A 22,798-nucleotide genomic window follows, 5' to 3' on the forward strand; every position below is an offset into this window, starting at 1 on the left:
GTCAATATGCTCAAACCGGGTTTTCGAGTTCCTCTTTCGATGGTGCGAAACCGCGAAGATTTTTTGGGTTGTAGTGCAAAGTGGGATCCGCGCGTCGAATGAATGCCGATGGGTGAATTTGGGCATCGTCGGGGATATGGCGGTACTGAGCCAGTGGCAGGTAATAGCCAAGCACTCCCTTTTGTCCGGGCCAATTGCTGCGTCGCACCAGGCGGGGGAAAAGCTCGAGAATGGGCCAGAGTTTGCGTAGTTTCATCTGACTGTGCAGTGGGGTTTTGGCGCTGGGTTGCGAGACTTTTAAGTTCATGCGTTCAGTCACTTTGTCTTTTTGACCAAGCACATAGCGGTTATAGTAAAGCTCGCGGAATTCGAGACTGTCGACGCTCAGAGCGTCAAGCTCCTGTCGCATCCATTGCATGGTTTGTTTGGCAAGACCGGCCTCAGCCTCTGGCACACTGCCTGCGACATCGGTATGGGTGCCGGGAAACCAAACCTGTTTTACATCCTGAGGTTCCGGGTGCTTTTTGCTGCGAAACCGGGTGCCGTGATATTCTTGTCCTTCTTGCCACATCTGTTGGCGGAAAAAGCAGCGGGTCTCATCAATTGAAAGCACATGGCGGACGGCTTTGACCGATGGGTTTTCATCGACGCTTGAGTGGGTGCCAAATTCAATAAAGGTGTCTTTTTGCAGCCGAATGCGGATCATTGAACTGACCGTATCCCAAAGCCCGAGAAAGCGGATGGGAACCCGGCGCAGGTGGAAAAACTGTTCAGAAATCCGCAAGGGTGCGAACTGTTCATTGGGGCCATCCTGGCGCAGTTTTCGCCAGGCTTTGAATACCGGACCGATCAGGTGCAGCTCATGCGGGGCGACGAGGCCAAAATCATTGATGAAACCAGCCAGAACACGAGCGGTATAGGCGCCTCGTGAATACCCAAAAAAATACAGCCTGTCGCCTTCGCGATAGTTTTCGCAGAGGAAGGAATAGGCATGCAGGACATTGGTGTGCAGTCCCCAACCAAAGGCCAGGCCAGCCACCAACTTGGTCTTGGCAAAAAGACTGTTGGCGAAGGGGCGGGTCGAAAGCGTGCCAACGCCCGGTTCATAATAGACAAGTTGATTTTCGTTGTGTTTCAAGCATTTGTAGAGGCGTAGAATGTTGCTTTCGTTCTGTTCGACCTCGTTTCCGGTACCATCCAGGCAGATAATCAATTTGCGTGACATGAAAAAGCTTTCCGAGAAAAATCCTCGGAAAGCTATCATGTTTCAGGTATTGCAACAACCTTGACGTGTCAGCCGCGACGGCGACGGCGGCGTCCGCCTGCAGGGCCATCTCCGCCACCGGTGTTGAAGTTGACCTCCGGCAGGGTCAAAATCGACGCCAGAATTGGGAAAGGCTCTTTCGAGTTGGGGATTGCCGAGGCATTGACAAAATGTTCCTGGAACCGCGGCTCGACAGCGGTTTCGATTTTCTCGATCTTGCGCACGGTTTGTTCGATTTCACTGCGGGCCTTGGTGTTGAGCAGGGCAATGCGGGCGCCGGTGCCGGCGGCATTGCCGGCGCTGGTGACCTTGTCGATGGGGCAGTCGGGGATCATCCCCAGAACCATGGCGTGTTTGGCGGAGATATGCGCGCCAAAGGCACCGGCCAGAACCACCCGGTCGACGGTGTCGACACCAAATTTGTCCATCAGCAGTCGCGCGCCGGAATAGAGCGCCGCCTTGGCCATCTGAATGGCGCGAATATCGGGGTTGGTGATGGTAATCTTCGGCCCACCTTCGGCGCTGCCATCCCAGACCAGATAGGCATTGGTGCGGCCATCGGCAATACAGCGGGCCGTGCCGGTCTGCTCTGCCGAGCCAATCAGGCCGGAAGCGTCCAGCACCCCGGCCATACGCATTTCTGCGATGGCCTCGATGATGCCAGAGCCACAGATGCCGGTGATACCAGTGGTGGCAATGGCGGCATCAAAGCCCTCTTCATCGGACCAGATATCAGACCCGATGACCCGAAAGCGCGGCTCTTTGGTCTCAGGGTTGATTTCCAGCCGCTCTATGGCACCGGGAGCGGCCCGCTGGCCGCTGGAAATCTGTGCGCCCTCAAAGGCGGGACCCGTGGGAGAGGAACAGGCGAGGACCTTGGTCTTGTTGCCCAGCAGGATTTCGGCATTGGTGCCGACATCAACCACCAGGACCAGATCTTCGGATTTATCCGGCGCTTCAGAAAGCGCAACCGCAGCCGCATCGGCGCCAACATGGCCGGCAATGCAGGGCAGCAGGTAGACGCGGGCCGCCGGGTGGATGTTGAGGTCCAATTCAGCGGCGCGCAGGGCCAGAGAATCCGAGGTGGCCAGGGCAAAAGGTGCCTGACCCAATTCAAAGGGATCAATGCCTAGGAACAGGTGGTGCATCACCGGGTTGCAGACAAAAACCGCATCCACGATCAGGTTCTTGTCGATCTCGGCCTCGGCTGCAATCTGGGTGAACAGGGCGTTCATGCCCTCGCGCACTGCGCGGGTCATCTCCTGATCGCCGCCCTTATTCATCATCGAATAAGAGACCCGGCTCATCAGATCCTCACCAAAGCGGATCTGTGGGTTCATAATGCCGGATGAGGCAACGACCTCGCCGCTGATCAGGTCGCACAGATGTGCGGCAATGGTGGTGGAGCCAAGATCAACCGCCAGCCCGTAGAGGGTGCCTTCGTAATAGCCGGGCCAGATATTCATGATCTTGGGCGGGTGATTTGCGTCGCCCAGGTGCACCGCCACAGTGACCTTCCATTGGCCTTTGCGCAGGGCAGGCTGCAGGCATTGCAGGATATGCAGGTCCGTTTTGACATTCTTGAGCTGCCATTGATTGTCGAGCGCCTCTATCAGCCGCTCCATATCGCCCGAGGGCTTGTGCATGTCGGGTTCTTCCACCTCGACATAGAACAGCCGGGTCGAGGGATTCATGGTGATATCGCGGGCCTCGGCACGTTTGCGCACCACCTGGCGGTGCACCTGGCTTTCGGGGGGGACGTCAATCACCACATCGCCCTGGACCTGAGCCTGACAACCCAGGCGGCGGCCATCAATCAAGCCACGCTTGTCTTTATAGCGCTGTTCGACCTTGTTCCACTCGCTCAGGGCATCATTGGCAACGGTCACCCCATGTTTGGAGAACTCACCATAAGAAGGGGTGATCTGGCATTTTGAGCAGATACCGCGTCCGCCGCAGACAGAATCGAGATCTACTCCCAATTGCCGTGCGGCCGTCAATACCGGCGTCCCAACCGGAAAATGACCGCGCTTGCCCGATGGCGTAAAGATGACGAGAGGATCGCTGCTCATAAAGGCACCCTATGGATTCATGTATTTTCACCGGACCATAGGGGCTTGGCGGCGCAATCAAAAGTCTCAGACCGCCACAATCTGGTCCAGTGGCGTCATTTTTCCGCCGCGGGCCCGTCATTGGCTTGGCTACGGCTGACTGGCGAGATCGCAAATGTGCCTTCCAGGGCTTTAACTTTGGCGGGCTCGCCTGTGCTTTAGCGCGGCGCGACGTCCTCCAGCCAGTCCAGAATGGCTTGCCGGTTGCCATCCAGGCGCGGCGCCGGGGCGCGGGTCTTGGGATCCTTCAGGCCTGACATCTTGATCGGATTGCCCGCAGCCACATAGGCCGGGGCGCCGTCTTCGTCCAATACGTCAACCACCATATTGCGCGCCAGGATTTGCGGATCCTTCAGGACCTGTGCCACATCCTGGATTGGCCCGGTTGGAATGCCGGCCTCGGTGAGGTGCGCAATCCAGTGGTCAGCCGGTCGATCAATGGTAACTGCCTCGATTAAGCGTTTCAAAAGGCGGGCATTTTCACACCTGGCTGGATTTGTCGCAAAGCGCTTGTCCTGTGCCAATGGCAGCTCCAGGGCGGTGCAGAGTTTGGCAAAGAGGGCGTCATTGCCGGCGGCGATGACAAACAGACGGTCCTCGGCGTGAAAGGTCTCAAATGGTGTGATCGACGGATGACGGGCGCCAGAGGGGCGCGGTGCTTCGCCAGTGACCGAGGTGATGGCAATGGCATGTTCCAGCAGCGCCAGTTGGCTGTCGAGCATGGCAATATCAACTTTCTGCCCCAGCCCGGTTTTTTGGACCTCCAACAGGGAGGCAAGAACGCCCTGCGCAAGAAACATGCCAGCGGCAATATCACCAATTGAGGCGCCAACCCGTACTGGGTCGCGGTTGCGCTCTCCTGTGATCGACATCACCCCGCCGCGCGCCTGAACCACCATATCATAGGCGGGGCGCTGTGAATCCGGGCCGCTATGGCCAAAGCCGGACACCGCGCCGTAGATCAGCTTTGGAAAGCGCTTGTGGAGATCCTCCCAGCCAAAGCCAAGACGCTCCATCACGCCGGGGCGGTAGTTTTCCAGAACCACATCCGCCTGCGACAGAAGTTTATTGAAAACAACGCGGTCCTCGAGGGACTTAAGGTCCAGCGCGATGCTTTCCTTGCCGTGGTTGATGGTGGCAAAATAGGCGCTGTCCTGGCCCTTGAACGGTGGGAACGAACGGGTGTCATCGCCGCTGCCGGGGCGTTCCACCTTGATCACGCGGGCGCCCAGATCCGCCAGGGTCATCGAGGCATAGGGGCCGGCAAGCACATGGGTGAGATCGACGATAAGAATCCCGGTCAATGGTCCAGTATTTGGGGAGGCTGAAGTTGCGGACACAGGGAAATCTGGCGTTGTCATTGAAGGTTCCTCTTGGTTCTGTTCGCTCAAACACAGGGCATAACGGCTTTGTATGAAACAGCTTTGACGTAGATCAGGTCGGCCAGAACTTCGCCAGACCTCTGCCAGACCTTGGCCAGAATGAAGTCCTCAGTCACGGGTGACAAATGCTGCGCTGCAGGATTTCTTGGTCCGGCCTCTTTTCTATCCTGATCTTCTGTGCAATAGGGTCACCGTCAAACGGGGTTTTGCATAGGGGTAGCAAATGCAGATTCGTGAGGCACTCACCTTTGATGATGTTCTACTGGTTCCAGGCGCGTCCGACGTCCTGCCCAGCACTGCTGATACGCGCACACGCGTGACGCAGAAAATTGATCTCAATATTCCGCTGATGAGCTCGGCCATGGATACGGTGACCGAAGCCCGCATGGCTATTGCCATGGCGCAGGCCGGCGGTATGGGTGTCATTCACAAAAACCTGGATGCCGAAGAGCAGTCGCGTCAGGTGCGGCGGGTCAAACGCTTTGAAAGCGGTATTGTTTATAATCCGATCACGCTGCTGGCCAGCCAGACGCTGGCGGATGCCAAGGCGCTGCAGGAACGCTATCGCGTCACCGGCTTTCCGGTGGTGGATGAAGCGGGCCGGGTGGTCGGCATCGTCACCAATCGCGATATGCGCTTTGCCAACGACGACGCAACGCCTGTCTCGGTGATGATGACCTCGGATAATCTGGCGATGCTGCAAGAGCCCGCCGATCTGGACGAGGCCAAATCAATGATGCGCGCCCGTCGCATTGAAAAGCTGCTGGTCACCGATGGCAGCGGTAAACTCACCGGTCTTTTGACCCTGAAAGATACCGAACAGGCCGTGTTGAACCCAACCGCCTGCAAGGATGAGCTGGGCCGTCTGCGGGTTGCCGCTGCCAGCTCGGTTGGCGATAGCGGTTTTGCCCGTTCAGAGCAGCTGATTGATGCCGGTGTTGATATTGTGGTGGTGGATACCGCCCATGGTCACTCGGCGGGCGTTCTGGACGCGGTGAAACGGATCAAGGCGCAGTACCCCAATGTGCAGGTCATTGCCGGCAACGTGGCCACCGGGGCGGCGACTTCGGCGCTGATCGACGCAGGCGCCGACGCCATCAAAGTGGGCATCGGGCCTGGCTCGATCTGTACGACACGGATGGTGGCGGGGGTTGGCGTGCCTCAGCTCACGGCCATCATGGACTGCGCCGCAGCGGCTGGCGACACGCCGGTTATTGCCGATGGCGGCATTAAATTCTCTGGTGACTTTGCCAAGGCAATTGCAGCTGGCGCGTCTTGTGCCATGGTGGGCTCGATGATTGCCGGCACAGACGAAAGCCCCGGTGAGGTGATCCTCTATCAGGGGCGGTCGTTCAAATCATACCGTGGTATGGGCTCGTTGGGCGCCATGGCGCGGGGCTCTGCCGATCGCTATTTCCAGAAAGACGCCGCCAGCGACAAACTGGTGCCCGAAGGCATCGAAGGTCAGGTGCCCTATAAAGGCAGCGCCAATGCGGTTATTCATCAGCTGGTGGGGGGGCTTCGCGCCGCCATGGGCTATACTGGCAGCGCCACGGTTGAGGCGATGCGCAAGGACTGCTCTTTTGTGCGCATTACCGGTGCCGGCCTGAAAGAAAGCCACGTGCATGATGTCCAAATCACCCGTGAAAGCCCGAACTACCGTATCGGCTAAATAGATTGGAAAGATGACGATGACCCTTTGTAGCTTTGGAGCCTGGGCGTGACCCCGGCTGCCCGCCAGCAGGCGGCCATCGAAATTCTTGACCTGATCCTCGATGGGGAAGCGGCTGAAAAGGCGCTTACCTCTTGGGGGCGGCGCAATCGTTATGCCGGCTCCAAGGATCGCGCCGCCGTGCGCGATCATGTGTTTACCGCCCTGCGCCGGCGCCGCTCTTTTGCGGTGCTGGGCGGGACGCAGACCGGTCGCGGTCTGGTCCTGGGGGCGTTGCGCGCCACAGATACCGATCCCGCGACCGTGTTCAGCGGCCAGGGCTACGGGCCCGCGCCCCTGACCGAGGCCGAGAGCGCCGCGCCTGCCGCCTTTGCCTCTGATGCTGAGCGTCTGGATATTCCTGATTGGATCTGGCCCTCCTTTAGCGACAGTCTGGGCGAGGCCGCAGAAGCCGCAGCGCAGGCCCTGCAGTCGCGGGCGCCCGTGTATTTGCGGGTCAATCTGCTGCGCAGCAACCAGGCCGATGCAATCGAGGCCCTGGCAGAAGAGGGCATTATCTGTGTGCCGCACCCTGCCAGCGATACGGCCCTGGAGGTGACCCAGGGGGGACGCAAGATCCGCAACAGCGATTGTTTTGCAGATGGCCTGGTAGAGCTGCAGGATGCCGCCAGTCAGGCGGTAGTCGACAAGCTGCCTCTGCAGGACGGCATGCGGGTGCTGGATTTCTGTGCCGGCGGCGGTGGCAAAAGTCTTGCCATGGCGGCGCGCGCCAAAGTTGATCTTTTTGCCCATGATGCCAATACCAGCCGGATGAACGACCTGCCGCTGCGGGCTCAGCGGGCGGGGGCAGATATCACCTGCCTGTCCGAGGATGAGCTGGAGAAGGCTGCACTCTTTGATCTGGTGCTGTGTGATGTGCCCTGTTCCGGTTCTGGATCCTGGCGACGGGCGCCAGAAGGTAAATGGCGCCTTACCCGGGAGATGCTGGACGAGATCCGGTTGTCTCAACGTCAAATCCTAGAGGATGCCTGCCAGCTGGTGCGCCCAGGTGGCCATCTCGCCTATGCAACCTGTTCCATGCTGGACGAGGAAAACAGCGCACAAATTCAAGGTTTTCTTGACAATCATGAGGGCTGGTCGCGGAAGGATCAGGCCAGCTGGCAGGTTCAGGACGGCACGGATGGGTTTTTTGTCACTGTGTTGACGCATATCGGCTAGGGTTGTTAGGTAATTCGTCAGGAAAGCTACATATACCTTAAGGTGGCTTTAAGACTTTAGCCGCGTTATGGCGGCTACCAATCCTGAAGATGGAGCCGAAATGTCCGGTCGCCAAAATTCCTCCGTGCCTGTGCTGCGGACTTACCACCCTGAACATCTTCGCTTGGGGGCGACTTTGCTGTTGTCGATTGGGCTGATGGTGGTGCCAAGCTTTTTTGCCTGGCCCGATTGGATCATGCGCGGTCTTTTGGCGGTTGGGCTAACGCTGCTGGCGGTTGGGGTTCTGATGCTGTTTCAGGCGCGGCTGCGGAGCAATGCGCGGTCCATGGCGGTTGAACTGCTCACCGGTTTTATTGAAAAAGATGCCACCCCCAGCTTTGTGACCGATGATGACGGCACTATACACGCCTGTAACCAAGCGGCACAGAATCGGTTTCATGAAAATGATCGCACGACCCTGGCAGGGGCCCTGCGCTCGGTATTGGCCAATCCATCGGCGGTGCTGTTCCGGCTGCAAAGCCGCGCAAGGTTTGAAGGATCCGCACGCGAAGACATCGTGACCCGCCGGGGTCATGTGCGCCTGGCTGTCCATCAGATGCATGGCGGCAGCTTCCTGTGGCGTGTCGAAGATATCGCCGAGCGCCAGTCCGGGCGGGGCTCGGAAGCGGTGCCAATCCCGATGATCACCGTCGGGCGCACCGGTGCGGTCTTGTTCATGAATGAGGCGGCCCGAAAATTGGTTGGCGAGCGGGTGAAATCCACCGACCGGTTGTTCGTGACGCTGCCGGTGAGCAGCGGTGAGGTGAATACCATCACCACCAAAAGCGGCCCGATTGACGTGTTGGTTACCGAATTGAACCGAACCCAGGGGCGCAGTGAGCTGTTCTTGATGGAGGTCAACAGCGCTGAGCTGCAGACCCAGCAAACCAGCTTTGAACATATGCCGGTTCCCTTTATCAAACTGGCGCCCTCTGGCGATGTTCTTTCGCTTAACAAGATGGCGATGGGAATGCTTGGTGTCGAGGGCCGGGACAATCTGAAGCTGGCGCAACTGATGGAGGGCCTGGGGCGACCGATGTCGGATTGGCTGCGTGACACTGCGGATGGGCTGGCCTCCAACAAATCCGAATTTCTGCGGCTGTCGCGACCTGACAAGGAGGTCTTTGTCCAGGTGACGCTGACCCGCGCGGTGGAAGAGGGCAACACCATCCTTATTGCGGTGTTGAATGACGCGACCGAATTGAAAACGCTGGAGGCGCAGTTTGTCCAGAGCCAGAAGATGCAGGCGATTGGTCAGCTGGCCGGGGGCGTGGCCCATGATTTCAACAATCTTCTGACCGCTATTTCAGGCCATTGCGACCTGCTGCTGCTGCGGCATGATCAGGGGGATCAGGACTTTGGCGATCTCATCCAGATCCACGAGAATGCCAACCGCGCCGCCTCGCTGGTGAGCCAGCTTCTGGCCTTTTCACGCAAGCAAACCTTGCTGCCCGAAGTGCTGGATGTCCGCGATACCCTGTCGGACCTGACCCATCTGCTGAACCGTCTGGTTGGGGAAAAAGTCACCCTGACCCTAAGCCACGATCCGGTCATGCGCTCGATCCGGGCTGACAAACGCCAGTTGGAACAGGTGTTGATGAACCTGGTGGTGAATGCCCGCGACGCGATGCCCAACGGTGGTGAGATCCGCGTGCGGACCGAAGCCGTCACCCTGGATGCCCCGCTGAAACGGGACCGTGCCGCGGTTCCCGAGGGCAATTGGATCACGGTAAAGGTCAGTGATGAAGGTGTTGGTATTCCAGCGGATCAATTGCAAAAAGTTTTTGAACCCTTCTATACCACCAAGCGCACCGGTGAGGGGACCGGTCTGGGCCTGTCCACGGCCTATGGGATCGTCAAACAGACAGGTGGCTATATCTTTGTCGACTCGGTGCCCAACAAAGGCACCCAATTCACCCTGTACTTCCCGGTCTACCAAGAGGGCAAAGACGACAAGGTCGAGGTTGCCGAAGCGCCAGCGCCCAAGGCAGCGCCCGCTCCGCAGCATGGCGAAGGCGTGGTGCTATTGGTCGAGGATGAGGCGCCGGTCCGGGCCTTTGCGTCGCGCGCCCTGCGCATGCGGGGCTATACGGTTCTTGAGGCCGAGTCCGCAGAGGACGCGCTGCGCACACTTGAAGACCCCGGTCTGACGGTGGATGTGTTTGTGACGGATGTGATCATGCCGGGAATGGACGGCCCCACCTGGGTGCGTCAGGCCCTGAAAACACGCCCTGACACCCGGGTTGTCTTTGTTTCGGGCTATGCCGAAGGGGCTTTTGGCGAATCTGAACCGGATGTGCCTAATTCAGTATTCCTGCCAAAACCATTCTCGCTCAACCAGTTGACGGAAACGGTTCACGCCCAGCTTCACTAAGCCCTAAGCCCTAAGCCCTAAGCCCTAAGCCCTAAGCCCTGGCACCGAGAGGCTGGATTCCCTCGGTGCTCAGCCTCACTGAATGCTGTCGTACAGCTCAAATTCCTCGGGCTTTTTGCGCCGGTACAGCGCCTCAATCTCGGGGCTGAGTGTTAAATCCATGACGGGGCTGACATTGCGTTGTTGCAAAGTGATCTTCACATCCAGCCGCTGTTCCAGGAATGACTGAATGGCTGGCTGATCTTCATAGCGGAACAGATGGGTGACGTGACAGCCGTTCTTTTGCGGTTCCAGGAATTTTGCCTGACTGCCGACGTTGGCATAGTCGGGTTGCTGGCCCTTGCAATAGCCACGTACAAATTGATCAAAACTAATGCCATGGGTCGCATTGGCTTTGCCCTCCATAAAAGGGCGCTGGCGAAACCGATACCAGCTTCCCAGCCAGCTCACCGGCTCACGCATGACAGCTGCCACCTCCAGTTCCACATTACAGACACGCTCAAACATCGGGCGAATCCAGCGGTTGTAGCGATAAAGTGGCGCATGCTTTAATTCGGGAGGGTTGGTAATTGCCAGATCCGCACGCGTTTGCAGCGCTTCCTGGTAGGCAGATGTGCCCGTTTTTGGCACCGAGAGTAGCACCAGTTTTTCGTCATAAAATACCAACATAAACCGCGTCAAATCCTTTGAAACAAGATGGATAGAGGTTGTACCTCACTGTCTAACACCTGGCTTGTCGTCTGAATAGATGAAGTTTGTATTTGCTTTGTTCTCTTTTTGGTCTCATAAGGAACAAGAGGCGAACACAGCAGGGATTGCCGCAAGCGCAGCTCTATGACACATAGAAGAGGACAAGGGACTATGGCGGATCTGTTGACCATGAAAAATAAAGTAAGCGGTGACAAGCAGAAGGCGCTCGATAGCGCGCTTGCACAGATCGAACGACAGTTCGGCAAAGGCTCCATCATGAAGATGAGCGACGGTGCCATTCAGGAAATCGAGGCCAGCTCTACTGGATCTCTCGGCCTGGATATTGCCCTGGGCATCGGTGGCCTGCCAATGGGGCGCATCATTGAAATTTATGGTCCGGAAAGTTCTGGTAAGACCACGCTGACCCTGCATTGTGCGGCGGAGCAGCAAAAAAAGGGTGGCGTTGTAGCCTTTGTTGACGCGGAACATGCGCTGGACCCGCAATATGCGGCCAAGCTGGGGGTTGATCTTGATGAGCTGCTGATCTCGCAGCCCGACACCGGCGAACAGGCACTGGAAATCACCGATACCCTGGTGCGCTCTGGCGCGGTCAATATGGTCATCGTCGACTCGGTGGCGGCGCTGACGCCAAAATCAGAACTCGAAGGCGATATGGGCGATTCCAGTGTGGGTGTTCAGGCCCGCCTGATGAGCCAGGCCATGCGCAAGCTTACCGGCTCGATCAGCCGGTCCAAATGTATGGTTATTTTCATCAACCAGATCCGGATGAAAATCGGCGTGATGTTTGGCTCGCCCGAGACCACAACCGGCGGCAACGCCCTGAAATTCTATTCCTCTGTGCGTCTGGACATCCGCCGTATCGGCGCGGTCAAAGACCGGGATGAAATTGTCGGCAATGCCACCCGCGTTAAAGTGGTGAAAAACAAGGTGGCGCCGCCCTTCAAGCAGGTTGAATTCGACATCATTTATGGCGAAGGCATCTCCAAAATGGGCGAACTGCTGGATCTGGGCGTCGCTGCGGGCGTGGTGAACAAATCCGGTTCCTGGTTCTCCTATGGGGATGAACGGATCGGGCAGGGGCGTGAGAACGCCAAACAGTTCCTGCGTGATCATCAGCCCATCGCCTATGACATTGAGGACAAGATCCGCGCGGCCCACGGGTTGGAGTTTGATCGCGCTGACAGCGCTGATGAGGATGATATTCTCGAAGGGTAATACCCCTGGGAATTTGATCAAAATGATCTTTCAAAAGGACGTGGTGGATGCTGCGTCCTTTTTACGTTCTTTGGTGGGATGCGGGCTGTGGACAGGGACAGATTGGGGGGATAAACCTCTCTCCAACCTTGAACATTGCCCGCAAAGGGATCCCTATCCATGGCGACGCTGAACGACATCCGCTCAACCTTTCTGAACTACTTTGCCAAACAGGGGCATGAGATCGTCGACTCCAGCCCACTGGTGCCGCGCAATGATCCTACCCTGATGTTTGTCAACTCAGGCATGGTACAGTTCAAGAACCTCTTTACCGGGGTTGAAACCCGCGACTATAAACGCGCGACGACCTCGCAGAAATGTGTGCGCGCCGGTGGTAAGCACAATGATCTCGACAATGTAGGCTATACTGCGCGTCACCATACCTTCTTTGAAATGCTGGGGAACTTCTCCTTTGGCGACTATTTCAAGGAAGAGGCGATTCCCTTTGCCTGGGAGCTGATCACCAAGGAATTTGGCATCGACAAGAACCGTCTGTTAACCACGGTTTATCACACCGATGACGAAGCCTTTGCGATCTGGAAAAAGCTGGGTGTGCCTGAGGATCGCATTATTCGCATCGATACTGCGGATAACTTTTGGCAGATGGGCCCCACTGGTCCCTGCGGCCCCTGCACCGAGATCTTTTATGACCACGGCGATCATATCTGGGGCGGCCCTCCCGGCTCGGCTGATGAAGATGGCGACCGTTTCATCGAGATCTGGAACGTGGTCTTCATGCAGAACGAAAAGTTCGAAGATGGCTCGCTGAAACCACTGGACATGCAGTCGATTGACACCGGCATGGGGCTGGAACGTATCGGGGCGCTGTTGCAGGGCAGTCACGACAACTATGAGACCGATCTGTTCAAATCCCTGATCGAGGCCTCGGCGGATGTCACCAATTCCGACCCCTACGGCGACCAGAACGTGCATCACCGGGTGATTGCCGATCACCTGCGCTCGACCTCTTTCCTGATGGCCGATGGGGTGATGCCGTCCAATGTTGGCCGTGGCTTTGTGCTGCGCCGCATTATGCGCCGGGCCATGCGTCACGCCCATCTTCTGGGCGCCAAAGATCCAGTAATGCACCGGCTGGTGCCAGCGCTGGTGCAGCAGATGGGCGCCGCCTATCCAGAGTTGGGCCAGGCCCAGTCGATGATCGAGGAAACGCTGCAGCAGGAAGAAACCCGTTTTAAGCAGACGCTGGAACGCGGCCTTAAGCTGTTGGACGATGAGGTCTCCGCACTGGAAGACAAAGCGCCGCTGCCTGGTGCCACCGCCTTCAAACTTTATGATACCTATGGGTTCCCGCTGGATCTGACCCAGGATGCGCTGCGTGAAAAGGGCCGCGAGGTCGATACCGATGGCTTTGACAGCGCCATGGCTGAGCAGAAAGCCAAGGCGCGCGCTGCCTGGTCGGGATCCGGCGACAGCGCCGACAGCACCATCTGGTTCGATATCGCCGACAAGCACGGCGCCACGGATTTCCTCGGCTATGACACCGAGCAGGCGGAAGGCCAGGTTGTTGCCCTGGTCAAGGACGGCGGCGAAGTCAGCGAGGCCGGGCAGGGCGACAAGGTGCAACTGGTTCTGAACCAGACGCCGTTTTATGCTGAATCCGGTGGCCAGGTTGGCGATAGCGGTGAGATCCGCGTTGACGGCGGGGTTATCCGTGTGACGGATACCAAAAAATCCGCCGGTGTCTTTATTCACATGTGTGACGTGGTTGAGGGGCTGGTCACCGCCGGCGCCCCGGCGCAGTTGCGGGTTGATCCCACACGTCGCGCCGCCATTCGCGCCAACCACTCGGCGACCCACCTGCTGCACGAGGCCCTGCGCGAGGCGCTTGGCGATCATGTGGCGCAGCGCGGGTCGTTGAATGCGGATGATCGGTTGCGGTTCGACTTTAGCCACAGCAAGGCGCTGAGCGATGCCGAACTCAGCAAGGTGGCCGCGGATGTGAATAGCTATATCCGTCAGAACACCGCTGTTGAAACCCGCATCATGACACCAGATGACGCGCGCGCCTTGGGGGCGCAGGCGCTGTTTGGCGAAAAATACGGCGATGAGGTTCGGGTTGTCTCGATGGGACGGGCCGCGACCGGCAAGGGCAACGACGGCGAGACCTATTCGATCGAGCTGTGTGGCGGCACCCATGTACGCCAGACCGGCGACATCGGGACCTTTGTCATTCTTGGCGACAGCGCCTCATCCGCTGGGGTACGTCGGATCGAGGCCTTGACCGGCGCTGCGGCCTTTGATCATCTGCAGCGGACTGCGGGCCAGATGGCAGAGATTGCCGGCACGCTCAAGGCGCAGCCGGGTGAGGTGATGGATCGCCTGAAATCCATGATGGATGAGCGTAAATCGCTGCAAAATGAGATCTCCAACCTGAAACAGCAACTTGCCATGGGCGGTGGTGCCGGTGGCGGTGCGCAAACAAAAGATGTTGGCGGCAAGACGTTCCTGGCCCAGGCCCTGCAAGGTGTCTCTGGCAAGGATCTGCGCGGGTTGATTGACGCCCATAAACAGAGCATCGGGTCTGGTGTGATCTTGCTGATCGCCGAAGAGGGCGGCAAGGTGGCCGTTGCGGCGGGTGTCACAGATGATCTGACCGCAGATGTCTCGGCGGTTGACGTGTTGCGCGCTGCAGTTCCGGCAGTTGGTGGCAAAGGCGGCGGTGGCCGTCCTGACATGGCCCAGGGCGGTGGCAAGGATTTTGCTGGTGCAGAAGAGGCGATTGCAGCAGCGGAGGCCTTTTTGGCGGGCTGACCGTAAATTGCGGTTAACTTGCCAGCATGGCCGAGATTAAGAAACGCCCGCAGTCATCCGACTGACGGGCGTTTTTATTGAATTGGACCATATGGTCAAAAAACTAATCGACGCGGCGATGCAATTGCCTATGCTGAGCCAAAGCCAGGCAGATTACCGGAGGTTCCCCATGCCCGCACTTTGGATTGCTCATGTTACCGTCACCGATGAAGAGGCCTATGGAAAATATGCCAAATTGGCCGGCCCAGCCATCGCCAAGGCCGGGGGAGAGTTCATCGCCCGTGGCGGTCGCTTTGTTCAGCTCGAAGGCAAGGAGCGCCCCCGCAATGTGGTTGCAACTTTCCCCAGTGTAGAGGCGGCAGTGGAGTGTTATCACAGTCCTGAGTACCAGGAAGCGCTAAGCCATGCCCGCGGCGCCTCTGAGCGGGAGTTGATGGTGGTCGAAACCAGCGCCTGAAGGTGATGGAATTTGTAAGCTCGCGCACCAGGGCATCCATTTTGGGTGCCCTTTTTCATGGTCATTTTGTTTGGCGGCTGCGGCATCGTCAAACAGAAAGGGGCGCCCCGAGGCGCCCCTGTTTTGGCTGTGTAGTGTAAGGTTTTAGGCGTTACGCGCCATCCGTTTACGCTCATGCGGGTCAAGATAGCGCTTGCGCAGACGGATGTTGTTTGGCGTCACTTCCACCAGTTCGTCGTCGTTGATATAGGCAATGGCCTCTTCCAGCGACAGCGTGATTGGCGTGGTCAGGCGAACCGCTTCGTCGGTGCCAGAGGCCCGCACGTTGGTCAGCTTTTTGCCTTTCAGCGGGTTCACTTCCAGATCGTTTTCACGCGAATGCTCACCAATGATCATACCGGTGTAGATATCCACCTGCGAACCGATGAACATTTTGCCGCGATCTTCCAGGTTCCACAGCGCATAGGCCACGGATTGGCCGCTTTCCATTGACAGCAGAACGCCAGCGCGACGGCCGGGAATAGGCCCTTTGTGCGGGGCCCAGCCGTGGAATACGCGGTTCAACACGCCAGTACCACGCGTATCGGTCAGGAACTCGCCGTGATAGCCAATCAGGCCTCGCGACGGCACATGGGCGATGATGCGGGTCTTGCCTGCGCCGGCTGGTTTCATCTCGACCAGCTCACCTTTGCGGGCGCCAGTGATTTTTTCAATCACGGCACCAGAGTATTCGTCATCAACGTCGATGGTGGCTTCTTCGATTGGCTCCATGCGGACGCCGTCAATTTCTTTCATCAGAACCTGAGGACGCGAAATCGACAGCTCAAAGCCTTCGCGGCGCATGTTTTCGATCAGGACACCCATCTGGAGTTCGCCTCGCCCGGCAACTTCAAAGGCATCGCCGCCAGGGGTGTCGGTGACTTTGATCGCGACATTGCCTTCGGCTTCTTTCATCAGGCGGTCGCGGATAACCCGCGACTGAACCTTTTTGCCGTCACGACCGGCCAGCGGGCTGTCGTTGATGCCAAAGGTCACAGTGATGGTTGGCGGGTCAATCGGCTGGGCATCCAGGGCTTCATCCACTGCCAGGGCGCAGATGGTATCTGCCACGGTGGCCTTGGTCATGCCGGCCAGAGAGACGATATCGCCAGCTTGGGCTTCTTCGATGTCCTGCTGTGCCAGACCACGGAAGGCCTGAATGCGGGTGACGCGGAACTGTTCGATCTTTTGGCCAATGCGCGACAGGGCCTGCACGGTGGCGCCCACTTTCAGCGAACCACTTTCCACACGACCTGTCAGCAGACGGCCAACAAAGGGGTCAGAACCCAGGGTGGTGGCCAGCATGCGGAAATCTTCACCCTGGCGTTTGATCTGCTTTGGCTCGGGCACGTGGTTTACAATCAGATTGTACAGCGCGTGCAGATCCTTGCGGGGACCGTTGAGTTCTGCATCGGCCCAACCATTACGGCCAGAGGCATACATATGCGGGAAATCAAGCTGATCTTCGGTTGCATCCAGTGATGCAAAAAGGTCAAAACATTCGTCCAGAGCGCGATCCGGCTCGGCGTCGGGCTTGTCGACCTTGTTCAGCACCACGATGGGGCGCAGGCCCAGGGCCAGGGCCTTAGAGGTCACAAATTTGGTCTGCGGCATGGGGCCTTCGGCGGCATCCACCAGCAGGACAACACCGTCAACCATCGACAGGATCCGCTCAACCTCACCGCCGAAATCGGCGTGACCGGGGGTATCAACGATGTTGATACGGGTGCCATTCCACTCCACCGAAGTGGGTTTTGCAAAAATGGTAATGCCCCGCTCGCGTTCCAGGTCGTTGCTATCCATGGCACGTTCAGCCACAGCCTGGTTTTCGCGGAAGGCGCCGGATTGTTTCAGAAGCTCATCAACCAGGGTCGTTTTACCGTGGTCCACGTGAGCAATGATCGCAATGTTGCGCATGTCCATGACGTCAGCCTTTGTAAGGAAGTTGCGCCGCCCATAGCCCGATCCCACGCCAAAGGCCAGAAGAAATACGTCCAATCCGGCCTGTGAGGCAAAACCTGCAACAATACTGCGTATTTGATTGCAAATTATTTCGGTTCAACACCGCGTCAAGGCCGGGACCAAGCTGCGGCAAGGCTGGCGAAAGACCGGGAAGGACTGGGAAAGACCGGGCGCTGTCACGAGGCGTCTTTGGAGCAGGGGGGCTGCGCTGCCAAAGCAGGCACAGCTAATGACCGGAAGAGGAGGAAAACAGGTGAATGACCAACACGCCGGCGATGATCAAGCCGATGCCAAAGATTGCGGGCAGGTCCAGACGCTGGCCAAACATGACCAACCCGATAAAGGCAATGAGCACAATGCCAAGCCCGGCCCAGATGGCATAGACCAGACCAACCGGCATGTATTTCAACGTCTGCCCCAACATGAAAAACGAAAACCCATAGGCAACAATGACCACCAGCGACGGGCCAAGGCGGGTGAACTGTTGGCTCGCCTGCAGCGCGGTGGTGCCGATGGTCTCTGCCGAGATGGCAAGGACAAGATAGAGGTAGTGAATGGGCATGTCCGGATCCTCTGCAGTGCTGAACTTTGGGGCTCTTCCTTGGCCATACCCGAAGGTTTTGATCTGCGACAGTCCGGAAACGGCAGGGCGCGAATATTTGCAGGTGGATTGTCTAGGTGGATTGTCTAGAAGGTGAGAATGGGAGGTTTGAGTACGAGGTTTAACTGCCGAGTCGGCTGGGAGCCATTGAGCCAAAAAAGCCGCATCTTTGAACAGGTACCTGTGCAATCGAGATAATCGACGTCGGCTATGTGGCGCTGTATCAAGCCGCAAATCTTACAGACCAAACCGACTGGTCCTTCCCCCACTACAAGCCGCTAGGAAATCAGACCAATGTGCCGCTGGGCCGCTTATCTTGGATCCCCCATCTTTCTTGAAGACATTATTTCCCGCCCCGGTCACTCGCTTGTGGCGCAAAGCCAGGAGGCGACCGAGTGCAAGACCAGCACCAATGGAGATGGCTTTGGTGTCGCCTGGTACGACCAAAAGGCAGAGCCCGGGCTGTACCGCGACGTCTATCCGGCCTGGTCCGATACCAACCTGCGCGCATTGGCCCATCAGGTGCAGTCCGGACTGTTCCTGTCGCATGTGCGGGCCTCAACCGGGTCTGCCATCAGCCGCAATAACTGCCACCCCTTTGCCGTTGGTCGCTGGTCCTTTATGCACAACGGCCAGGTCGGCGGATTTGAACAGTTTCGCCGCTACGCCGATATGTGTATCCCCGATGAGCTGTACCCCCATCGGAAAGGCGCCACCGATAGTGAGGTGTTGTTTCTCCTGGCCCTGAAAGAAGGGCTGGATCAGGATCCATTGCAGGCCCTGGAGCGGGCAGTGGCAAAACTGGAGGCACTGTCGCGCAATCGGGGCACCACGCCGCATATGCGGCTGTCGGTGGCTCTGTCGGATGGGGAGAGGCTTTATGCAGCGCGCTACTCCTCCGATCATGTCGCACCTTCGCTTTACTACAGATGGAGCAATACGCGGCAGGGCTGGGCCGTGGTGTCGGAACCGCTGGAACAAAAACAGGATGGCTGGCAGCTGTTGCCACCGGGCGGTTTCCTGACCCTGTCAAACAGCGGGAGTGAGGTGACGGATTTCACCCCAGGCAGGCATGATATTGACCTGAGCTGCCCGGGGTAAGTATTTATAACCGTTCGTTTTCTTCAAACCATGGGGAGATACGGTCACGCACATAGGTCCAGACCTCGGGGGCGCCGCGGCTGACTTTGACGCCAACGCGGGACTCGACCTGCTGCAGGCTGACATCATACTCCAGCCAGCTGCCGCCACCGTTGAGAAGGTTCAGCAAAACCGGCTGCACCCGGTCAATGGCCTTGGCATAGACCGCATCGGCGCTTGCTGCTGCTTCGAACTCATCCCAAAGCACCCGAAACTCTGTCGCCTGTGGCGCGGGCAGCAGGCCAAATAGACGATCGGCGGCCTGTTGTTCCTCAGCTTCCTGTGCAGCCTGAGCCTGAGCCGAGACCGCGCCGTGAATTGGCGTATCTCCCGCGTCTACTTCAACAATATCATGCAGCAGCAACATGTTGATAACGCGGGATATATCGATGTCAGTGGCGGCATATTCCCCCAGAATCCAGCCATAGAGCATGATATGCCAGCTGTGCTCGGCTGAGTTTTCCGCCCGTGACCCATCGCCAATCCAAGTGGCGCGCAAAACGGTCTTCAGCGCGTCGGCCTCGTTGAGGAAGGGCAGTCGCCGGGTCAATGGGCTGACGTCTTGAGTGGTCGTTTTTCCCAGTAGGGACAGCGCGTGATGATAGGCCTGCGGGAAATTCTGTTCGAGCGCTGCCGCGCGCCCACCGTGAAGATTGCCCCGGACCACATCAATATGATCCGGCAGAGGCGCAGATCCGTATAGCGTTTGAAAAATGGGCTGGCAGTGGTCCAGATGTTTGGCAAAGCGGGCATCTGGCGATTCGGCTTGCTCAAATTCAAGCCAAAGGCCGTGTAGGGCCGCACCTTGATCGCCGGGCAAAAGCCCAAACAGCCGGGTTGCGGCTGCCTTTTCGGCGATTGCTACGGCCTGCCAATCGACCTTTTCTCCAATCGGGTGATCTCCGGCGTCGATCTCGACGAGATCATGCAGCAACAGCATTTGAATGACGCGGGTGATCGAGACCTCTGGCCCGGCAAAGGGCGCCAGAACCAAGGCGTAAAGCGCCAGATGCCAGCTGTGTTCGGCAGAGTTTTCGCGGCGCGAGCAGTCCAGGATCAGGTTTTGACGCTCAATCCCGCGCAGCCTGTCTGCCTCCAGCAGAAAGGCAAATTGCGCCTGGATACGCGGGTTCATTTTTGCACTCTCTCTTCCAGGTCGCGTTGAACCTGGGCCAGTTTGGCGGAAATGAAGTCGCGGGCTTTGCGTTCCGCAAGACGCACCCGAATTTCAGTCAGAAAGGCTTCTTCCAAAGACTGAGAGGCTGCCCCAAGAACCTGGGCAACCTCCATATAAAACCGATCTTCGCCGATGGCATCCTGGACTTTGAGCGTATCGATTGCCAGCTTTTCACCCAGCTTTTCGATGGTTCCCATTAGCGGGTATTCTCCGTCAGGCGGCGCTTCACATAGTCAGTGGTGTGGCCCATCAAGGTGTCCATATGCTCCCCCTGGAAGAAGTGGTCAGCGCCCTCAACTTCGGTATGGGTGACTGTGATGCCTTTTTGCTCGTGCAGCTTGTTCACCAGATTGACGGTATCCGCAGGCGGTGCCACGCGGTCGGCGCTGCCGTTGATGATCAACCCAGACGAGGGGCAGGGCGCCAGAAAGGAGAAATCATACATATTGGCGGGCGGTGCCACCGAGATAAAGCCGGTGATTTCGGGGCGGCGCATCAAAAGCTGCATACCGATCCAGGCGCCAAAAGAGAACCCGGCAACCCAGCAATGCTTGGAGTTGTTGTTCATCGACTGCAGATAATCCAGCGCCGATGCCGCATCTGACAGCTCACCAATACCCTGATCGTATTCGCCCTGCGACCGGCCTACACCACGGAAATTAAACCGCAAAACGGTAAAACCCATGTTGTAGAATGCATAGTGCAGGTTGTAGACGACCTTATTGTTCATGGTGCCGCCAAACTGCGGGTGCGGATGCAGAACAATGGCGATAGGTGCGTCTTTTTCTTTTTGCGGGTGATAGCGGCCTTCCAGGCGGCCTTCGGGTCCGGGAAAAATGACCTCAGGCATGTGTGGGTTAATCCTATTCTCATTTTCTGCAGATGCTGTTCCAGGAATACTTGACGAATTCCATCAGTCATCTTAGAACAATTCTAATTGCTGGCGCAGGCCATTGCATTGCACCGTCACGCTGAGATACGCACTCACGCGGTTAAGGTCAATGTTTTCGCGCCTAAACTGATGTTTGGAGAGATGGAAAGATGAAGCTTTCTACCAAAGGGCGCTATGCCATGGTCGCACTGGCTGATATTGCGTTGCAGCCGCAGGGCGCGCTGGTTGTGCTTGGTGATATCTCCAAACGGCAAAATATCTCACTTCCCTACCTGGAGCAGCTTTTTGTCAAACTGCGCCGGGCAGAGTTGGTTGCTTCGGTGCGCGGACCCGGTGGCGGCTATCGCCTGGCCCGTCCGCCGTCAGAAATTCGGGTTGTCGATATCCTGAGCGCCGTGGATGAAACCGTTGATGCAATGCACAAGGGGGCGGGGGCTTCGGGGGCCACCAGCGGTAGTCGGGCGCAATCGCTCACCAACCGTCTGTGGGAAAGCCTCAGCGCCCATGTCTATGTGTTTTTGCACCAGACCAGGCTGTCGGACATCATTCAGAACGACCTGGCGCCATGCCCTGCGGTTCCGGGTTTGTTTTCAGTTGTTGACGCAGAATAATCCGGACATGAAGAGGGTAAATGCATCCAATCCTGTCCGACTTGAACGAGAAAAGATGATTCTATGACACGGGTTTATCTCGATCATAACGCCACCACCCCCCTGGCCCCTGCGGCCCGGACCGCGATGATTGCGGCGATGGATCAATGTGGCAATCCCTCATCGGTGCATGCCGAGGGTCGCGCCGCCAAGGCGGTGATCGAACGCGCCCGTGCCCAGATTGCTGCTGCCTTTGGTGCTGACGGGGCGGATATCGTCTTTACCTCGGGCTCCACCGAGGGCGCCTCGCTGGCTTTGGCGGGACGCGATCTGCATGGGGCGGCGATTGAACATGATGCCGTAAGGGCCTGGACATGCGAGGATATTTCGGTTTCTCCCGCCGGGCTGGTTGCCGTAGAGACCCCCGCAGAAACAACCCTGCAACTGGCCAATTCCGAAACCGGAGTAGTGCAGGAACTGCCGCAGGGGCTTGCGGTCAGCGATGTGACCCAGGGCTTTGGCAAGCTGCCGATCGCCTTTAACTGGATGGGTGTCGGCATGGCGCTGATTTCGGCGCATAAGCTGGGCGGACCCAAGGGCATTGGCGCCCTGGTGATGCCGCGTGGCACCGATCTGGCGGCGCAAATTCGCGGTGGCGGTCAGGAAATGGGCCGTCGCTCCGGTACGGAAAACGTGATCGGTATTGCCGGTTTTGGCGCCGCCGCCGAAGCCGCAGCTGCCCAGCTGGCTGATGGCACCTGGGAACGGGTGCAACAGCTGCGCGATCTGATGGAAGAAGCCCTTGTGGCCGGCGCTCCAGGGCTTATTTGTGTCGGCAAAGATGTGGCGCGTTTGCCCAACACCTCCTGCTTTGCGGTGCCGGGCTGGAAGGGGGAGACCCAGGTGATGCAGATGGATCTGTCCGGCTTTGCCATCAGCGCCGGCTCTGCCTGTTCCAGTGGCAAGGTGCGTGCCAGTGCGGTGCTGACCGCGATGGGATTTGACGAAGATACCGCCCAGGGCGCCGTGCGCGTCTCACTTGGGCCGACAACAACAAAAGACGAGGTGCTGCGCTTTGCGCAGACCTGGCTTCAGAAACACAAGAAACATTGCGCCCGCGTGGCGTGAATGCAGGAGAAGAAC

General features: G+C 58.0%; 18 protein-coding genes. 9 read left to right on the forward strand and 9 right to left on the reverse strand.

The annotated features are described in order from the left end of the window. Positions 1 to 10: 10 nt before the first annotated feature. The 3 genes from ARCT_RS0111450 to ARCT_RS0111460 all read right to left on the reverse strand — a co-directional run bounded on the left by ARCT_RS0111450 (position 11) and on the right by ARCT_RS0111460 (position 4,736). The gene (locus tag ARCT_RS0111450) at positions 11 to 1,225 is read right to left on the reverse strand and encodes a DUF2235 domain-containing protein (protein WP_027240203.1); all 1,215 of its coding nucleotides are present in this window, start codon (positions 1,223 to 1,225) and stop codon (positions 11 to 13) included. 68 nt (positions 1,226 to 1,293) lie between these two features. Next, entirely contained in the window at positions 1,294 to 3,336 is a 2,043-nt protein-coding gene (locus tag ARCT_RS0111455; protein WP_027240204.1) for an ASKHA domain-containing protein, read from the reverse strand. 197 nt (positions 3,337 to 3,533) lie between these two features. Continuing rightward, complete coding sequence (locus ARCT_RS0111460; protein ID WP_051360688.1) at positions 3,534 to 4,736, reverse strand: CaiB/BaiF CoA transferase family protein; 1,203 nt, start codon at positions 4,734 to 4,736, stop codon at positions 3,534 to 3,536. A 244-nt stretch (positions 4,737 to 4,980) separates the two neighbouring features. Between ARCT_RS0111460 and guaB the strand changes: the two genes are divergently transcribed. From guaB to ARCT_RS0111480, 3 genes are all read left to right on the forward strand, one after another. After that, positions 4,981 to 6,429, forward strand: coding sequence for an IMP dehydrogenase (gene guaB / locus ARCT_RS0111470; RefSeq protein WP_027240206.1), 1,449 nt, complete (start codon positions 4,981 to 4,983; stop codon positions 6,427 to 6,429). A gap of 48 nt (positions 6,430 to 6,477) precedes the next feature. Next, positions 6,478 to 7,647: an RsmB/NOP family class I SAM-dependent RNA methyltransferase gene (locus ARCT_RS0111475; RefSeq protein ID WP_027240207.1), complete on the forward strand. Its 1,170-nt coding sequence runs from the start codon at positions 6,478 to 6,480 to the stop codon at positions 7,645 to 7,647. Positions 7,648 to 7,747: 100 nt separating this feature from the next. Further along, positions 7,748 to 10,060: a hybrid sensor histidine kinase/response regulator gene (locus ARCT_RS0111480; RefSeq protein ID WP_027240208.1), complete on the forward strand. Its 2,313-nt coding sequence runs from the start codon at positions 7,748 to 7,750 to the stop codon at positions 10,058 to 10,060. A gap of 75 nt (positions 10,061 to 10,135) precedes the next feature. Here the strand turns inward: ARCT_RS0111480 and ARCT_RS0111485 are convergent, their stop codons facing one another. Continuing rightward, positions 10,136 to 10,729, reverse strand: a complete 594-nt coding sequence (locus ARCT_RS0111485) for a hypothetical protein (protein ID WP_027240209.1) — start codon at positions 10,727 to 10,729, stop codon at positions 10,136 to 10,138. A gap of 192 nt (positions 10,730 to 10,921) precedes the next feature. On the opposite strand from ARCT_RS0111485, the gene recA reads away from it, so the two are divergent. The 3 genes from recA (at position 10,922) to ARCT_RS0111500 (ending at position 15,254) form a co-directional block, all read left to right on the forward strand. After that, the gene (gene recA, locus ARCT_RS0111490) at positions 10,922 to 11,986 is read left to right on the forward strand and encodes a recombinase RecA (RefSeq protein ID WP_027240210.1); all 1,065 of its coding nucleotides are present in this window, start codon (positions 10,922 to 10,924) and stop codon (positions 11,984 to 11,986) included. Between the two features lie 159 nt (positions 11,987 to 12,145). Beyond that, the gene (gene alaS, locus ARCT_RS0111495; RefSeq protein ID WP_027240211.1) at positions 12,146 to 14,797 is read left to right on the forward strand and encodes an alanine--tRNA ligase; all 2,652 of its coding nucleotides are present in this window, start codon (positions 12,146 to 12,148) and stop codon (positions 14,795 to 14,797) included. Positions 14,798 to 14,966: 169 nt separating this feature from the next. Beyond that, entirely contained in the window at positions 14,967 to 15,254 is a 288-nt protein-coding gene (locus ARCT_RS0111500; RefSeq protein WP_027240212.1) for a DUF1330 domain-containing protein, read from the forward strand. Positions 15,255 to 15,398: 144 nt separating this feature from the next. Here ARCT_RS0111500 and typA read toward each other — a convergent pair whose 3' ends face one another. Both typA and ARCT_RS0111510 read right to left on the reverse strand, forming a co-directional pair. Further along, a complete protein-coding gene (typA, locus tag ARCT_RS0111505) occupies positions 15,399 to 17,216 on the reverse strand; it encodes a translational GTPase TypA (protein ID WP_027240213.1) in 1,818 nt (605 codons plus the stop codon). Between the two features lie 265 nt (positions 17,217 to 17,481). Next, positions 17,482 to 17,817, reverse strand: coding sequence for a DMT family transporter (locus tag ARCT_RS0111510; protein ID WP_027240214.1), 336 nt, complete (start codon positions 17,815 to 17,817; stop codon positions 17,482 to 17,484). A gap of 333 nt (positions 17,818 to 18,150) precedes the next feature. Between ARCT_RS0111510 and ARCT_RS0111515 the strand changes: the two genes are divergently transcribed. Then, on the forward strand, positions 18,151 to 18,957 hold the full coding sequence (locus tag ARCT_RS0111515) for a class II glutamine amidotransferase (protein ID WP_027240215.1): 807 nt from the start codon (positions 18,151 to 18,153) through the stop codon (positions 18,955 to 18,957). Positions 18,958 to 18,961: 4 nt separating this feature from the next. Here ARCT_RS0111515 and ARCT_RS0111520 read toward each other — a convergent pair whose 3' ends face one another. The 3 genes from ARCT_RS0111520 to ARCT_RS0111530 are packed head-to-tail and all read right to left on the reverse strand — an operon-like array spanning position 18,962 to position 21,023. Continuing rightward, the gene (locus ARCT_RS0111520) at positions 18,962 to 20,131 is read right to left on the reverse strand and encodes an HD domain-containing protein (RefSeq protein ID WP_027240216.1); all 1,170 of its coding nucleotides are present in this window, start codon (positions 20,129 to 20,131) and stop codon (positions 18,962 to 18,964) included. Continuing rightward, positions 20,128 to 20,370, reverse strand: coding sequence for a hypothetical protein (locus ARCT_RS0111525; RefSeq protein ID WP_027240217.1), 243 nt, complete (start codon positions 20,368 to 20,370; stop codon positions 20,128 to 20,130). The genes ARCT_RS0111520 and ARCT_RS0111525 overlap by 4 nt, the downstream gene beginning before the upstream one ends. Further along, positions 20,370 to 21,023, reverse strand: a complete 654-nt coding sequence (locus ARCT_RS0111530) for an alpha/beta hydrolase (RefSeq protein WP_027240218.1) — start codon at positions 21,021 to 21,023, stop codon at positions 20,370 to 20,372. The genes ARCT_RS0111525 and ARCT_RS0111530 overlap by 1 nt, the downstream gene beginning before the upstream one ends. Positions 21,024 to 21,214: 191 nt before the next feature. Here ARCT_RS0111530 and iscR point away from each other — a divergent pair, with 191 nt between their 5' ends. Both iscR and ARCT_RS0111540 read left to right on the forward strand, forming a co-directional pair. Beyond that, on the forward strand, positions 21,215 to 21,676 hold the full coding sequence (iscR, locus tag ARCT_RS0111535; RefSeq protein WP_027240219.1) for a Fe-S cluster assembly transcriptional regulator IscR: 462 nt from the start codon (positions 21,215 to 21,217) through the stop codon (positions 21,674 to 21,676). 63 nt (positions 21,677 to 21,739) lie between these two features. Next, positions 21,740 to 22,783 (forward strand): cysteine desulfurase family protein, encoded by a 1,044-nt coding sequence (locus tag ARCT_RS0111540; RefSeq protein WP_027240220.1) that lies wholly within the window; start codon positions 21,740 to 21,742, stop codon positions 22,781 to 22,783. Positions 22,784 to 22,798 lie beyond the last annotated feature (15 nt).

Origin of the sequence: Pseudophaeobacter arcticus DSM 23566 (assembly GCF_000473205.1) — a bacterium.
Classification (GTDB): Bacteria; Pseudomonadota; Alphaproteobacteria; order Rhodobacterales; family Rhodobacteraceae; genus Pseudophaeobacter; species Pseudophaeobacter arcticus.